12 protein-coding genes are annotated in these 14,103 nt (G+C 70.5%); 7 read left to right on the top strand and 5 right to left on the bottom strand.

All coding sequences use genetic code 11. The features are described 5' to 3' along the window. From V5F61_RS11815 to V5F61_RS11795, 5 genes are all read left to right on the top strand, one after another. Positions 1-795, top strand: a complete 795-nt coding sequence (locus tag V5F61_RS11815; protein ID WP_393987992.1) for a glutamine amidotransferase — start codon at positions 1-3, stop codon at positions 793-795. A 636-nt stretch (positions 796-1,431) separates the two neighbouring features. Continuing rightward, positions 1,432-2,352, top strand: coding sequence for a sugar phosphate isomerase/epimerase family protein (locus V5F61_RS11810; protein ID WP_393987993.1), 921 nt, complete (start codon positions 1,432-1,434; stop codon positions 2,350-2,352). Between the two features lie 122 nt (positions 2,353-2,474). Next, positions 2,475-4,145 (top strand): FMN-binding glutamate synthase family protein, encoded by a 1,671-nt coding sequence (locus tag V5F61_RS11805; RefSeq protein ID WP_393987994.1) that lies wholly within the window; start codon positions 2,475-2,477, stop codon positions 4,143-4,145. Positions 4,146-4,340: 195 nt separating this feature from the next. Continuing rightward, positions 4,341-4,769, top strand: coding sequence for an Hsp20 family protein (locus tag V5F61_RS11800; RefSeq protein ID WP_393987995.1), 429 nt, complete (start codon positions 4,341-4,343; stop codon positions 4,767-4,769). A gap of 43 nt (positions 4,770-4,812) precedes the next feature. After that, positions 4,813-5,067 carry a BQ00720 family protein gene (locus tag V5F61_RS11795; RefSeq protein WP_393988179.1) on the top strand — a complete coding sequence of 85 codons (255 nt, stop codon included), beginning with the start codon at positions 4,813-4,815 and terminating at the stop codon, positions 5,065-5,067. A gap of 517 nt (positions 5,068-5,584) precedes the next feature. Here the strand turns inward: V5F61_RS11795 and ptsN are convergent. Continuing rightward, a complete protein-coding gene (gene ptsN / locus V5F61_RS11790) occupies positions 5,585-6,049 on the bottom strand; it encodes a PTS IIA-like nitrogen regulatory protein PtsN (RefSeq protein WP_393987996.1) in 465 nt (154 codons plus the stop codon). Between the two features lie 72 nt (positions 6,050-6,121). Continuing rightward, the gene (hpf, locus tag V5F61_RS11785) at positions 6,122-6,727 is read right to left on the bottom strand and encodes a ribosome hibernation-promoting factor, HPF/YfiA family (RefSeq protein WP_393987997.1); all 606 of its coding nucleotides are present in this window, start codon (positions 6,725-6,727) and stop codon (positions 6,122-6,124) included. Between the two features lie 254 nt (positions 6,728-6,981). On the opposite strand from hpf, the gene ribA reads away from it, so the two are divergent. Both ribA and V5F61_RS11775 read left to right on the top strand, forming a co-directional pair. Then, positions 6,982-8,100, top strand: coding sequence for a GTP cyclohydrolase II RibA (gene ribA / locus V5F61_RS11780; protein WP_393987998.1), 1,119 nt, complete (start codon positions 6,982-6,984; stop codon positions 8,098-8,100). A gap of 111 nt (positions 8,101-8,211) precedes the next feature. Continuing rightward, positions 8,212-8,970 carry an SDR family oxidoreductase gene (locus V5F61_RS11775; protein WP_393987999.1) on the top strand — a complete coding sequence of 253 codons (759 nt, stop codon included), beginning with the start codon at positions 8,212-8,214 and terminating at the stop codon, positions 8,968-8,970. 175 nt (positions 8,971-9,145) lie between these two features. Here the strand turns inward: V5F61_RS11775 and V5F61_RS11770 are convergent, their stop codons facing one another. The 3 genes from V5F61_RS11770 to V5F61_RS11760 all read right to left on the bottom strand — a co-directional run bounded on the left by V5F61_RS11770 (position 9,146) and on the right by V5F61_RS11760 (position 14,075). Then, positions 9,146-11,206, bottom strand: coding sequence for an ATP-dependent helicase (locus V5F61_RS11770; protein ID WP_393988000.1), 2,061 nt, complete (start codon positions 11,204-11,206; stop codon positions 9,146-9,148). A gap of 92 nt (positions 11,207-11,298) precedes the next feature. Beyond that, entirely contained in the window at positions 11,299-11,859 is a 561-nt protein-coding gene (locus tag V5F61_RS11765; protein ID WP_393988001.1) for a hypothetical protein, read from the bottom strand. A 149-nt stretch (positions 11,860-12,008) separates the two neighbouring features. Continuing rightward, a complete protein-coding gene (locus V5F61_RS11760; RefSeq protein WP_393988002.1) occupies positions 12,009-14,075 on the bottom strand; it encodes a hypothetical protein in 2,067 nt (688 codons plus the stop codon). Positions 14,076-14,103: the final 28 nt, after the last annotated feature.

The raw sequence follows: 14,103 nt of genomic DNA, 5'->3' as shown, positions 1-14,103 counted from the left end.
GTGCTTCAGGAGGAGGCGCCGCCCCTGGCGCCTGAAGGCACGCCTTGCGCCGCGTCCGCCACTCCCGAGCGGGACAGCGCGGACGCCACCGACATTCTCATCGTGGTGCACCAGGCCCATTCCACGCCCGGGCGTATCGGCGAGCGGCTGCAGCGGCGCGGCTACCGGCTCGACGTGCGCCGCCCGGCCCTGGGCGATCCGCTGCCGCAGACCCTTGCTTCCTATGCGGGCGCGGTGGTGTTCGGCGGGCCCATGAGCGCCAATGACGACCTGCCCTTCATCCGTGCCGAGATCGACTTCATCGAGAAAGCGCTTGCGGCAGAAGCCCCGCTGCTGGGCATCTGCCTCGGCGCGCAGATGATGGCGAAGGCGCTCGGGGCCTCGGTCTCGCCCCATTGCGAGGGGGCGTGCGAGATCGGCTACTACCCGCTCGAGGCCACCGATACGGGGGCGGCGCTGCTGAACTGGCCGAGCCATGTCTACCACTGGCATTCGGAGGGCTTCGACCTGCCGCGCGGCGCCGACCTGCTCGCCACCGGGGAAGTGTTTCCCAACCAGGCGTTCCGCTACGGCGGATCGGCCTACGGCCTGCAGTTCCATCCCGAGGTGACGCGGGAGATGATGTGCCTGTGGACCGTCCGCGGCGCGCACAATCTCACTAAGCGCGGGGCACAGCCGGGCGAGGCCCACCTTCAGGGCTGGAGCCGCTATGATGCCGCGGTGTGCCGCTGGCTCGACGGCTTCCTCGACATGTGGCTGGCGACCGAGGGTGGCCCCCGCAGCCGCGTGGGCTGACACCATCAGCCCGGGTGAGCGAGGGATGTCGCTTCGACGTCGCTCAGCCACCGCGTGCCTGAGCTGATCCCCCGCGAGCCCGGTTGACGGGCCTCGGAGGGGGCGCACCGGCCTGCCGCTTTCCCATGATGCTGATTTCGCCGCCGGGCGCGCTGGTTCTCGGCGGCCTTGGTCAGGTGCCGTCCGGGCGCGTGGTGCGCCAGGGTCCGGCATGGCTGGGTGGGTCGCCCCGGGGCGGAAGGGCTGTTGCAAAGTGCAAGACGATGCGGCGGATATCGCAAAATGCGAGTTCTGAATGCAATCTGCAATGGCGATATATTTGAGATGTCCATATATTGTGCTTATGTGCAATTATGGCGCAATATGTAGCGTGTTTTATCTTGGCCCCAATATTGCTATGTAAGGATAGGATCGATCGTCAGGTGTCAGCGTCATCGATCCGGACAAAGGGCGTTCGTCGACCCCCGGCGAGCGCCCTTATTCCATTCTGGCGAGGATTCCGCCGGCGGCGGCGTTTCCATGCGGTGACAGCGCCTCAGCCGCCCATCATGCTGCCGTCTTCCTCCTGTTCGGTGCGCGCGACTGCGAGCCGGGGCGTGCCGCCCGCCCGGCGCGCTTACGGGAAGGACACCAAGCATGGACGCACAGGCGCCGCGCCCCGCCATCGTGGGCATCGGCTATTCCATCCGCGCCACATCGCCGGATTTCGAGGACCTCGGCCCCAAGCTGGACGAGGCCGAGCGGCTCGGCGTCGATTTCGTCGAGCTGCCTATCTTCGCCTGGACCCTCATCATCGACGGCAGGGTGCTGACCGAGCGCCTGGAGCGCCTCGTCGCCGCCACCGCCAACCGGCCCTTCGGTTACACCGTGCACGGTCCGCTGGCGGTGAACCTCATGGATCATCCGAGCCGGCAGCCGCGCCACCTCGCGTGCCTGGAGGCGGCCATCGACATCGCCGGCGCCCTGGGCGCGCGCACGCTGGTGACGCACACCGGCTGCGTGCGCGAGGAAAGCGACGTGGACGCGGCCTATGTGCGCCAGCGCGCCGCCCTCGCCCGCGCCGGGGACCGCGCCGCCCGCCACGGCCTCACCCTGTGCGTGGAGAACATCTTCCGCTTCGAGCCCATGCGCGAGACTGCGCTGCCCTCGCGCCTCGCCGCCGAGATCGCGGCTGTCGACCACCCCCACGTGCGGGCGACGCTGGATTTCAGCCACGCCTTCCTGCGCACCACGGATGCCGGCGTCGATTACTTCTCCGAGATCGCGGCCCTCGCCCCCTATGCCCGCCACCTGCATGTCCATGACAGCTTCGGCCGCCCGGCCACCAGCTGGGCCATCGACGAGGGCGAGCGGGCGGCGCTCGGGGAGGGGGACCTGCACCTGCCGCTGGGCTGGGGCGCCATCGACTGGAAAAAGGTGGCGCAGCGCTGCCGCTTCGACGCCGGTACCGTGGTGAACCTGGAGCTGAACCGCCGCTATTGGAGCGAGCTGCCGGGCCAGATCCCGGTGCTGCGTGCCCTGGCGGCCCGCTTCCAGCAGGCCGCGCTCGCCGCCTGAGCGGGCGGGGACGCCTCCGCCATGGCTACCCCCCCGCGCGGACTTTCTTCGCGCCGGGCGGGTGCCCCCGGCGCGCGAATATGCTCTAGCTTGGCGTGTGTCCAAACGGGAGGCCGCCAAACATGACGGGCAAAGACACCCCCGCCGCCCTTCTCTCGCCGAGCACGAAGACGCTGCTCGCGCGCTACAGCGTCTTCATCGCCGTCAGCCTCGGCGCGGTGATCTGCGTCATCCTCTCCTTCGTGTCGCACCAGGCGTGGCTGATCGGCTTCTGCGTGCTGTTCCCGCTGGTGCTGCTCGGCGTGTTCGACGTCACCCAGCCCGACCATTCGCTGCTGCGCAACTATCCCGTCATCGGCTCCATGCGCTGGCTGTTCGAGGCGATCCGGCCCTACCTGCGCCAGTACCTGATGGAGGACGACCTCTCCGAGAAGCCCTACAACCGCGACGACCGCTCGCTGGTCTATGCCCGTTCCAAGAACGAGGAGGACCGCCAGCCCTTTGGCACCGAGCTCGACACCTACGCCGCCGAATATGAATGGATGACCCATTCCCTGGCCCCCACCGCGGTGAGCAAGGAGCCGTTCCGGGTGACCGTGGGCGGGCCGGCCTGCGCGCGGCCTTATTCGACCTCGGTGCTCAACATCTCCGCCATGAGCTTCGGCTCGCTCGGCGGCAACGCCATCGAGGCGCTGAACCTCGGCGCCCGGCGCGGCGGCTTCTACCACGATACCGGCGAGGGCAGCCTCTCCAAGTACCACCGCGTGCACGGCGGCGACATCGTGTGGGAGATCGCATCCGGCTATTTCGGCTGCCGCAACCCGGACGGGACCTTCTCGCCGGAGCGGTTCCGCGAGCGGGCCGCCGACGACCAGGTGAAGATGATCGAGGTCAAGCTCTCCCAGGGCGCCAAGCCCGGCCACGGCGGCATGCTGCCCGGCGCCAAGGTGACGCCGGAGATCGCCGAGGCGCGCGGCATTCCGGTGGGGGTGGACTGCATCTCGCCGGCCCGCCACTCGGCCTTCTCCACGCCGGTCGAGATGATGGAGTTCGTGGGCCGCCTGCGCGAGCTTTCCGGCGGCAAGCCGGTGGGGCTCAAGCTATGCGTTGGCCACCCCACCGAGGTGTTCGCCATGGCCAAGGCCATGCTGAAGACCGGCATCCGGCCCGACTTCATCGTCGTGGACGGATCGGAGGGCGGTACCGGCGCCGCGCCCCATGAGCTCGCCGACCACGTGGGCATGCCGCTGCGCGAGGGGCTGATGATCGTGCGCAACGCGCTGGTGGGCACGGGGCTGCGGCCCGAGGTGAGGCTTGCCGCCGCCGGCAAGGTCACCTCCGGCTTTTCCATGGCGGCCAACATGGCCATCGGCGCCGACTGGTGCAACGCCGCCCGCGCCTTCATGTTCTCGCTCGGCTGCGTGATGAGCATGCGCTGCCACACCGGCCAATGCCCCACCGGCGTTACCACCTCCGATCCCCATCTCCAGCGCGGGCTGGTGGTGGCCGAGAAGGCGGAGCGGGTGGAGAGCTTCCACCGCCACACGGTGGCCGCGCTGGCGGAGCTGGTGGCGGCGGCGGGCCTCCATCATCCGAGCGAGCTGCTGCCCCACCACATCTGGCACCGGGTGAGCCCCATCGAGGTGAAGGCGCTGGACCGCATCTATCCCTTCCTGCCCGCCGGCATCCTGCTCGATGCACCCGACGGCACCCACTATGCGGCCGATTGGGCGGCCGCCGACCCGGACAGCTTCGCGCCGCGCCAGGTGGTGGGCCCCCGGCGCGCTGCCTGAGCCGTCGCCGCGCTCCGGCGCGTCACCACGAGACACAGGGGCCCGGCGCCGCCGCGACATCTTGCGGCGGTGCCGGGCCCTTCCCATATCCGTTGAGGCCGGGATGCCGCAGAGGGTCCCGGCGGGCGCGGCCGGACAGGCGCGCGCCCGGCAAGCCGGATCGCTTGACCAAGTCGCTTGATGAGGACTTGAGGCATGTCGCGAGTTTCTTCGTTGTCGAGCCCTTTTCTCCTGGGGTTCGACGAGGTCGAGCGGGTGCTCGACCGGGTGACCAAGGGTGCCGACGGATATCCTCCCTACAATGTGGAGAGGATTGAGGCGGCGGCGGGGGAGCCGCTCTGCCTGCGTATTACGCTGGCGGTGGCGGGCTTTTCCTCCGATGAGCTCGAGATCACCCTCGAAGAGCGGGAACTGACCATCCGCGGCCGGCAGGTGGACGACGGGCAGAACCGCGTCTTCCTGCATCGGGGCATCGCGGCGCGGCAGTTCCAGCGCACCTTCGTCCTCGCGGAAGGCATGAACGTGCTCGGCGCTGAGCTGCGCAACGGCCTGCTTTCCGTGGATCTGGTCCGCCCCGAGCCGGAGCGGCAGGTCATGCGGATCGATATCGTCTCGCGGCCCTGAGGGCGTGGGCGGTGGCGCGCCGGAGTAAGGAGTAGAAATGATGATGACCGAGAATTCGACACACGAGATGACGCCCGAGGCGCTGGCGGGCTTGGGCGGCGGTGAGATCGCCTATGTCCGCAGCATCCGTTCGGAGGACGTGAAGGCCCTGTTCCCGCAGGCGCCGCAGATCGCACCGGGCATGACGCTGTTCACCCTCCATGCGGCCGATGGCACCCCCATCATGCTGACCGACAGCCGCGAGGCCGCCCTGGCCAATGCCATGGAGCATGAACTGGTGACGGTGAGCGTGCACTGATGCGCTTCGCCAAGGTGCGCCGCCCGGCGGGAGCTTAAGCCCCGCTGGGCATATGACTGACTTCCGCGTGGGCTGCTGCCGGAATGGGGCTGAGGCGGAGAGGGTGCGCGTGGTTGCTCTGGATGACGGTCGCCGGAGCGTCGAGCGGCCTTAGACGAGGTCTCGCCCGCGGGACGATCCATCTCCGAAGAACGAGGCATGCCTGATCTGCACGCGGATGCTGCTTCAGGCGATGGGCCGTGCCGTTCCCGCTTACGCGCACAGGGGGAGGTCGTCCTGGAGCCTTCGGCGGCGGGCGCCGAATGCGGCGCACCGGCATGGCATGCGAGGCCGCCCGCTTTTCCTCGCCCCCTTTTCCTCGCGAATGCGGAAACCCAGCAGCCTGCAGTTCCGGCGGGCCGCTGAGGCGGGCTTTGCCGCTTTCAATCTCCATAGGGCCGCTCGGCGGCGCGTCGCTCGGCGCCGCGACGTCGTGGCACCGCGACGTCTTGGCGCCGCAAGACCCTGAGGGTTGCCGTCAGGCGGCGTTGGAGGCGGTGGTGGCGGTGAGGAGGTTGTACATGAGGGTGGCGTCGCGGGTAGCGCGGAGCTTTTCCACCACGTCCGGGTCGCGCAGCATGCGGGCCACGCGCGCCAGCGCCTTCAGGTGATCGGCACCTGCGGCCTCCGGGGCCAGCAGCAGGAACACGAGGTCCACCGGCTCGCCGTCCAGTGATTCGAAATCGATGGGCTTCTCCAGCCGCGCGAACAGGCCCACCAGCTTGTCGAGGTTGGCCAGCTTGCCGTGGGGAATGGCAATGCCGTTGCCCACGCCTGTGGAGCCGAGACGCTCCCGCTGCAGGAGCGTCTCGAAGATTTCCCGCTGGTCCTTGTTCACCAGCAGGGCGGCCTGCTGGGACAGTTCCTGGAGAACCTGCTTCTTGCTGCTCGCCCGCAACATCGGGAAGACCGCGTTCGGAACGAGGAGGTCGGCAAGGGGCATGGATCGGTTCCCTGCGGCGTACGGCCCGGCAATGGAGAAGGCGCGGACGCCTATCTCATGCCGGGGCGAGGGTCAATGGACTTCCTCGGCGGACGGATCGATCCAACCGACGTGCCCATCCGGCCGACGGTATACCACGCTTACGCGCCCGTGGCCTCCATGCCGGAAGACGACCACCGGCGCACCGGTGATGTCGAGCTCCACGACCGCATCGGCCACAGACATGGTGCGCAGGCGGGTCATCTGCTCGGCCACCACGGTGGGGCTCCAGCTGTCGAGGGCCTCGTCTCCAGCCTCGTCGGCGCCCGAATCGGGGATGCCGCTGAGGATGTAGCTCTGTGCCTTCAGGCTCTGGTCCGCCACCGAGGCCGCCGAGAGGCGATCCTTCAGCCGCTGCTTGCGGTGCTTGTAGCGACGCAGGCGTTTCTCGATCTTCTCCACGGCGGCGTCGGCGCAGGCATTGGCTTCCTGCGCGTTGCCCTGGGCCTGGAGGTTCACGCCCGAATCAAGATGCAGCAAGCATTCCGAGCGATAACCGGACCCTTCACGGGACACGGTGACGTGCCCGGACCATCCGCCGTCGAAATATTTCGCGAGAACTTCGGAGACCCGCTCCGTGAGCCGAGCCCGGAGGGCTTCCCCGACGTCGATGTTCTTTCCCGACACGCGTAGGGCCATGCGATTTGATCCCCTTTGAGTGGGCCTTCTCGAGGCGGGCCCACTCTGTTTTGCAAACCGGCCGGCTTAACAGGAGTAGGAGTGGTTTGCCGGCGTGTCAACGGAGGGGAAGGCGGCTGCGGCCGCCGCGCGCGCGCCCGCCGTGGCGCGTGCCCTTGTGCCGGGCCGCGCGGATCGCCATTTCTGATGTGGGAACAAGAGTGTGGCCGCGCCTGTGGATGTCTCGTGGCGGCCCGGCATGCGGGGTGTGGATCGTGTTCGCTGCGGATCAATTCGGCGTGGAGAGCTGCGGTGAGGTCGCGGTTGCGCGGGCCATCGCCGAGCTGCGTGCCGGGCGGCCGGTGCGCCTGCTCGCGGATGGGGCGGACGGGCCGACGGCGCTGCTGGTGGGCGCCGAGGCGTTCGATGCCCGCCTCGCGGATGCGTTCGCGGGGGTGGGGCGCGCGCTGCGCCTGGTGCTGCCTGCGCCCCGGCTCGAGAAGCTCGGCCGCCCCTCGGAGCGAGCGGGGTGCGTCGCCCTCGTGCCGCCCGCCGCCAGCCGGGCGGGCGCCCTCGCGCTCGATCCGGAGGCAGTTCTGGCGCCGCGGGAGGCGGTGACGCCCGCGAGCCCGCTCGACAGCGCGGCGCTCGACCTGCTCGGCCTCGCCCTGGTGCTGCCCGCCGCCGTGATGGCGGACGTGGCGCCAGACGCGGCGCCTGGGCTGCTGAAGGTGGAGGCCGGAGACATCGCCGCCTATCGCCGGGCGCAGGTGGCGAAGCTCCATGTGGTCGGCCGCGCGCGGGTGCCGCTGGAGGGCGCGCCCGAGACCGAGTTCGTGGTGTTCCGCGGCGGCGAGGGCCTGCGCGATCAGGTGGCGATCGTGGTGGGGCGGCCGGATCTTTCCGGCCCGGTGGCGGTGCGGCTGCATTCCGCCTGCCTCACCGGGGATCTCTTCGGCTCGCTCAAATGCGACTGCGGCGACCAGCTGCGTGACACCGCCCGGCTGATGGCCGAGGGCGAAGGCGGTATCCTGCTCTATCTGGACCAGGAGGGACGCGGCAACGGCATCGCCAACAAGATGCGCGCCTATCATCTCCAGTCCGGCGGCTACGACACGTTCGACGCCGACGCGGCGCTGGGCTTCGGGCCGGACCAGCGGCGCTTCGATTTCGCGGCGGAGATGCTGCGCCAGCTCGGGGCGCGCCGGGTGCGTCTGCTGACCAACAATCCGCAGAAGATCGCGGCCCTGCAGGCGGCGGGGCTCGATGTGGCCGGCGACGAGCGGGTGCTCGGCCGCCCCACGGCGGAGAATGCCGGCTACCTCGCTGCCAAGCGCGACCGCGCCGGCCATCTCATCGATTTCGACGCCCTGGCGGCCCGCGCGCGCGAGTAAGCCCTCGTTGCCCTTGCGCGGGGGGCCGCCGCGCGCCGATGCTGGAGCCTTGGGGGCATCACGCACCGCCACCGGAAGAACGGGCGGGCGCGAGAACGGGAGGATGAAGCCATGAGTCCCACGGCCAGCAGGAAGGTTGCCATTGTCACCGGCGCCGGCTCGGGCATCGGGCGGGCGGTGGCGGTGGCGCTCGCGGGCGCCGGCTACGGGGTCGCCATCGCCGGCCGGCGGGCGGAGACGCTGGCGGAGACCGCCGATGCCATGGGCTCGCCCCACACCCTTGCGGTGCCGACCGACGTGAGCGACCCGGCCTCGGTCGCGGCGTTGTTCGCGGCGGTGGGGGACAAGTTCGGGCGGCTCGACCTGCTGTTTAACAATGCCGGCACCGGCGCCCCGCCCGTGCCGTTGGAGGATCTCACCTTCAGCCAGTGGAGCGCGGTGGTGGACACCAACCTCACCGGCCCCTTCCTGTGCACCCAGGAGGCGTTCCGCCTGATGAAGGCGCAGAACCCGCGCGGCGGGCGCATCATCAACAACGGCTCCATCTCCTCGGAGGTGCCGCGGCCGTTCTCGGCGCCCTACACCGCCACCAAGCACGCCATCACCGGCCTCACCCGCGCCACCGCCCTCGACGGCCGCGCCTACGACATCGCCTGCGGGCAGATCGACATCGGCAATGCCGACACCGCCATGGCCGAGCGCATGAAGGCCGGCATTCTCCAGGCGGACGGGTCGGTGAAGGCGGAGCCGGTGATGGATGTCGCCCACGTGGCGAGCGCGGTGCTCTACATGGCGAGCCTGCCGCTGGATGCCAACGTGCAGTTCATGACCGTGATGGCCACCAAGATGCCTTTCATCGGCCGGGGCTGAGGCCGGCTCGGCGCCCGGGCCTCATCGGCTCGGCTTCGGTCGAGCGCCGGTGCCATCACGGGCGGTGCCGCTCCTGCCATCGGCCCCGGCGCGCAGAGCGAGGCCGAGTGCGCCGCGCGCCGGCTCTGCGCGGGCTTGGCCAAGGGCCCATGAGAAAAGCCCTCCGGCCTTGGTCTCACCCCCACATGCCGCGCAGGCGGCCGCGCACGTCCACCATGGCGGGGGCGAGGGCGCCGGTTGCCGCCCGCTGCTGCGGCGGGGGCCAGGAATGGGCCTCGAACAGGTGCAGCATGGGCGCGGGGATGAAGCGGGTGCGGCTGGCATAGACGTGGCGATCGCCCCGCGCGTGCTGGCCGTGCACGAAGAAGCGCTGCGGCACCATCAGGTCCAGGTCGTCCTTCGCCCGCGTCATGGCCACATAGAGCAGGCGGCGCTCCTCCTCGATCTCCTCGCTCGATCCGGCCCCGAGATCGGACGGCAGGCAGCCGTCCACCACATTGAGCACGAAGACGGATTTCCACTCCTGCCCCTTGGCGGAATGGATGGTGGAGAGGATGAGGTAGTCCTCGTCCTTCAGTGGCGCGCCGGCCTCGGCGGAGGTGGCGTCGGGCGGGTCGAGGGTCAGCTCGGTGAGGAAGCGGGCGCGGCCGGGATAGGCGGCGGCGATGGCCTCCATCTGCACCAGGTCCGCCTTGCGCATGTCCGCGTCCTCGTGGATGCGCTCTAGGTGCGGCTCGTACCAGCGGCGCGCGCGGCTGATCTCCGCCGGCCAGTGGGCATCCTCCGCGCGCAGGCTCTCCATGAGGATGGCGAAGGCGGCCCAGTCCGCTCCCGCGCGGGGCGGCGTGGGCATCTGCGCCAGCGCCTCGAGGGGCGCCGGGCTCGCGGCCATGGCGTCGAGCACCTTCTGCGCCGAGGCGGGGCCCACCCCCGGCAGCAGGTTCAGCAGGCGGAAGCCGGCCACCCTGTCGCGCGGGTTCTGGGCGAAGCGCAGCACTGCCAGCAGGTCCTTCACATGGGCGCTGTCGAGGAACTTCAGCCCGCCGAACTTCACGAACGGAATGTTGCGCCGGGTCAGCTCCACCTCCAGCGCGCCGGAGTGGTGGGCGGCGCGGAACAGCACCGCCTGCTGCTTCAGCAGGGTTCCCCCCTCGCGCCGGGCGAGCACCTCGTCGGCCACGAAGCGGGCCTGGTCGGCCTCGTCGCGCACGGTGACGAGGCGCGGGCGGCGGGCCGAGGCGCGCTCCGACCACAGATTCTTGGTGAAGCGCTCCTTGGCCTCGCCGATCACGGCATTGGCGGCGGCGAGGACGGGCTGGGTGGAGCGGTAGTTGCGCTCCAGCGTCACCACGCGGGCCGGCGGGCTGAAGGCGCGGGGAAAGTCGAGGATGTTGCGCACGGTGGCGGCACGGAAGGAATAGATGGACTGGGCATCGTCGCCCACCACCGTGAGGCCGCGCCCGTCGGGCTTGAGGGCCAGCAGGATGGCGGCCTGGAGGCGGTTGGTGTCCTGGTATTCATCCACCATCACGTGATCGAAGCGCCCGCCCATGTGGGCGGCGAGCGCGGGCTCGCGCGCCGCCTCGGCCCAGTAGAGCAGGAGGTCGTCGTAATCGAGCACGTTCTGGCGCTGCTTGGCCTCCACATAGGCGCCGAACAGCGCCTTCAGCTCGCCGGTCCAGGCCGCGCACCAGGGAAAGGCGGCGCGCAGCACCTCCGCGAGGTCGGCCTCGGCGTTGAGGGTGCGCGAATAGATGGCGAGGCAGGTGCCCTTGGCGGGAAAGCGCGATTTCGTGGCCGAGAATCCCAGCTCGTGCCGCACCAGGTTCATCAGGTCGGCGGAGTCCTCACGGTCGTGGATGGTGAAGTCGGGCGTGATGCCCAGTTCACCCGCATATTCCCGCAGCAGCCGCGCGCCGATGGCGTGGAAGGTGCCGGCGAAGGTGAGCGCCTCGCCCACCGGGCCCGCCTTATTGCCCAGCACCTTGGCGCAGATGCGCTCCACCCGGCGCCTCAGCTCCTCCGCCGCGCGGCGGGAGAAGGTGAGCAGCAGGATGCGCGAGGGGTCGGCGCCGTTGAGCACGAGGTGCGCCACCCGGTGGGCGAGGGTGTTGGTCTTGCCCGAGCCGGCGCCGGCGATCACCAGCAGCGGGCCGCCCGCGCCGCTCGCCGCGCCCTCGGCCGCGCCGTGCTCCACGGCCCGGCGCTGGCTGTCGTTCAGCGTGTCCAGATGCACCCGGCCGGCCTCCCATCATCCCCGCGCGAATCGTTCGGATGGGAACAAATATTGAACGGCGCGGCCCCGGCGGCAACCGTGCCGGGGTGGGCTCAGTCCGCGTTGCGTGACGCGAAATGGTACCAGGCGAGCGCCAGCACCATGGAGCCCAGCACCAGCGCCACCAGCGCCAGCACCAGAGCCGACTGGTCGAGCCAGGCCACCGCCGGCACGCTCGCGCCCATCACCACCCCGTTGAGCGCCATGCGCCAGGAGGGGGCATGCACGCCCGCCACGAAGGTGCCGAGCGCAATGAGGAGCAGCACCACGAGATTGGTGGAATCCACGTCGGCCACCGCCTGCACCGAGGGGGTGAACACCAGCCGCATGGCGATGAGGAAGGCGCCCCAGTGCAGCGCCTGGGTCCACACCAGCCGCCAGCGCTCGCGATTGCCCTGCGCCCGCGGCCAGCCGCCGTAGATGGCGACGGCGGCGATGACCACCGCCACCACGTCCCAGTAATATTCCAGCGGCCGGCGCATCAGGGCGATGTAGGCCACCCCGCCGATGGTGAGGGCGAGGATAACGAGATGGGGAATCTCGTTGATCCAGAAGGTTTTCCAATAGCTTCCGGCCGAGGAGGGCAGGGGGTCGAAAACGTTCGCCGGCGCCATGGAGGGTCCTTTCCCGGAAGCTGCGCGGCGCCATCGCCGCCGCCGGGCGGCAGTTTTCCCGCGCGCGACGGCATCCGGCAAGGGGCCTCCCCGCGCTGGCGGTACTTTTTCGCGCCGCCGGCGGGCCGCGCGCTTCCGCCGGAACGGTGCTAGCGCCCCTCCCGCGTCCAGGTGGCGGTGAGCACGCCGAGCAGCAGCAGGAGCCCGGTGAGCCCGCCGAACACCGGGAACAGGCCGATGCCCCGCACCACGGAGACGTCGCGGGTCTTCAGCCCCATCCAGTCGTCGCCGGCCAGCCGGTCGCCGGAGGAAACCTGCACCACGCGCGGCACGTCGCCGTTAAGGTCCGCGAGGCGCCACACCCGCCCGCCGGTGGCGGCGGCGATGGGCGAGAGCACCTCGCGGGTGCTGGTCACTTCCGCGAATTCCTTGGGGTTCAGCGGGCCGATATTGGCGAGGGCGGTCAGCGTGCCGTTGGCGGCGCGCCACAGGCCCAGCTCGTCGGCGGGGGTGGAGGCGCGCCACAGGCCGGGCTCCGCCTCCTTCAGCACGAGGGTGCGGGTGGCGCCGGAAGGGGTGGTGACCACCGCCGGTGGTACGGCATCCCCCATGGTCTGGCGCTCCACGGTCAGCTCGCGGCCGGAGACGGAGAGCTTCAGGCGCTCCTCCTCCAGGTCCGGCTCCTTCATCAGCCAGTGGGAGAGGCGGCGCAGCAGGTCGATGTGGGGGCCGCCGCCCTCGTAGCCGCGCGCCCACAGCCAGATGTGGTCGGAAAGGAGCTGCGCCACGCGGCCCTCGCCCACCTTGTCCACCAGCAGGATGGGCTTGTCGCCCGGCGCCGCCATCAGCTCCGTGCCGGAGCGGGCGGTGGTGTCGATCACGCGGAAGAAGCGGCTCCAGTGCGGCGGCTCCGCATTGGCGCCCGGCAGGCCGCGTGTCACAGGGTGGCGCTTGCCCGGCGCGGTGAGGCGCGGGTGGAACGGCGCCTCGGTGACCTCGCCCGTGGGCATGGCGGGCAGGATCTCCTCCAGCGGCGTGTTGTAGAGCGAGCCGGGCTCCACGTAATCGAGGCCGGAGGCCACCAGCACCGCGCCGCCGCCGCGCACGTAGCGCACGATGTTGTCCAGATACACCTGCGGCAGCACGCCCTGCTGAGCGTAGCGGTCGAAGATGATGAGATCGAAATCCTTGATCTTGGTCTGGAACAGCTCGCGCGTGGGGAAAGCGATGAGGGACAGCTCGTTGATGGGCGTGCCGTCCTGCTTCTCCGGCGGGCGCAGGATGGTGAAATGCACCAGATCGACGTTGGCGTCGCTCTTCAGCAGGTTGCGCCAGGTGCGCTCGCCGGCGTTGGGCTCGCCGGAGACGAGCAGGACCTTGAGCTTGTCGCGCACGCCGTCGATGGCGACCGCGGTGCGGTTGTTCACCGTGGTCAGCTCGTCCGCGAGCGGCGGCACCTCGAATTCGACGATGTTGGGCCCGGCGTGGGTGATGTCCACGTCGATGGTCTCGGCCCGCCCGGCGGTGACGATGGGCCGGGCGATCTCCTCGCCGTCGCGGCGGACGGTGACCGGCACGCGCGCGCCCTGCGGCACCCCCTCGTCGGTGACGCGGAAGGTGATGGACTGCTTTTGCCCGACGATGCCGAAGCGGGGGGTCTTCTCCAGGGCGATGCGGCGGTCGCGCTCGCCCTCGTGGCCGGAGATCAGCGCGTGCACGGGCGCGGAGAAGCCCAGCGCCTGCGCGTTCTGCGGCACGTCGTGCACGCGCCCGTCGGTGATGAGCACGGCGCCGGCCACCCGTTCCGGCGGCACGTCCGCGAGGCCGGCGGAGAGGGCCGAGAACAGGCGCGTGCCGTCGGTGTCGCCATTGGCGGCGTCGGCGGTGATGGTGCGCACCTCCACGCCGGGGAGCTGGGCGAGGCGCCCGGCAAGGGCGGCGCGGGCGGCTTCCGTCTGCGCCGCGCGGTCGCCGAAGGACTGGCTGGCGCTCTTGTCCACCACAACAGCCACCACCGAGGGCAGGGGTTCGCGCTGCTCCTGGGTGAGGGAGGGGTTGGCGAGGGCGATGAGGCCCACCGCCAGCGCCAGGGCGCGCAGTGGCGCGCCGCGCGTGCGGGTGGCGAGGAGCAGCAGCGCCAGCACCGCCGCGGCCGCGGCGAGCGCCGCCAGCACCGGCCAGGAGACGAAGGGAGCGAAGGAGAGGCCGTAGCTCATGGCGTCAGGCGCCCCCGTGGGCGGTGGC

The sequence above is a fragment of the Xanthobacter sediminis genome, from assembly GCF_043195015.1.
Taxonomy (GTDB): domain Bacteria; phylum Pseudomonadota; class Alphaproteobacteria; order Rhizobiales; family Xanthobacteraceae; genus Xanthobacter.
The sequence above is the reverse complement of the archived record's forward strand: the minus strand, read 5'-3'. Positions and strand labels throughout refer to the sequence as shown.

What these genes read in the sequence shown, in the direction of transcription:
- V5F61_RS11810 (WP_393987993.1), top strand. Translation starts at nt 1,432, where the DNA reads ATGGACGCACAGGCGCCGCGCCCCGCCATCGTGGGCATCGGCTATTCC.
- V5F61_RS11805 (WP_393987994.1), top strand. Translation starts at nt 2,475, where the DNA reads ATGACGGGCAAAGACACCCCCGCCGCCCTTCTCTCGCCGAGCACGAAG.
- V5F61_RS11800 (WP_393987995.1), top strand. Translation starts at nt 4,341, where the DNA reads ATGTCGCGAGTTTCTTCGTTGTCGAGCCCTTTTCTCCTGGGGTTCGAC.
- V5F61_RS11795 (WP_393988179.1), top strand. Translation starts at nt 4,813, where the DNA reads ATGACCGAGAATTCGACACACGAGATGACGCCCGAGGCGCTGGCGGGC.
- ptsN (WP_393987996.1), bottom strand. Translation starts at nt 6,049, where the DNA reads ATGCCCCTTGCCGACCTCCTCGTTCCGAACGCGGTCTTCCCGATGTTG.
- hpf (WP_393987997.1), bottom strand. Translation starts at nt 6,727, where the DNA reads ATGGCCCTACGCGTGTCGGGAAAGAACATCGACGTCGGGGAAGCCCTC.
- V5F61_RS11775 (WP_393987999.1), top strand. Translation starts at nt 8,212, where the DNA reads ATGAGTCCCACGGCCAGCAGGAAGGTTGCCATTGTCACCGGCGCCGGC.
- V5F61_RS11765 (WP_393988001.1), bottom strand. Translation starts at nt 11,859, where the DNA reads ATGGCGCCGGCGAACGTTTTCGACCCCCTGCCCTCCTCGGCCGGAAGC.
- V5F61_RS11760 (WP_393988002.1), bottom strand. Translation starts at nt 14,075, where the DNA reads ATGAGCTACGGCCTCTCCTTCGCTCCCTTCGTCTCCTGGCCGGTGCTG.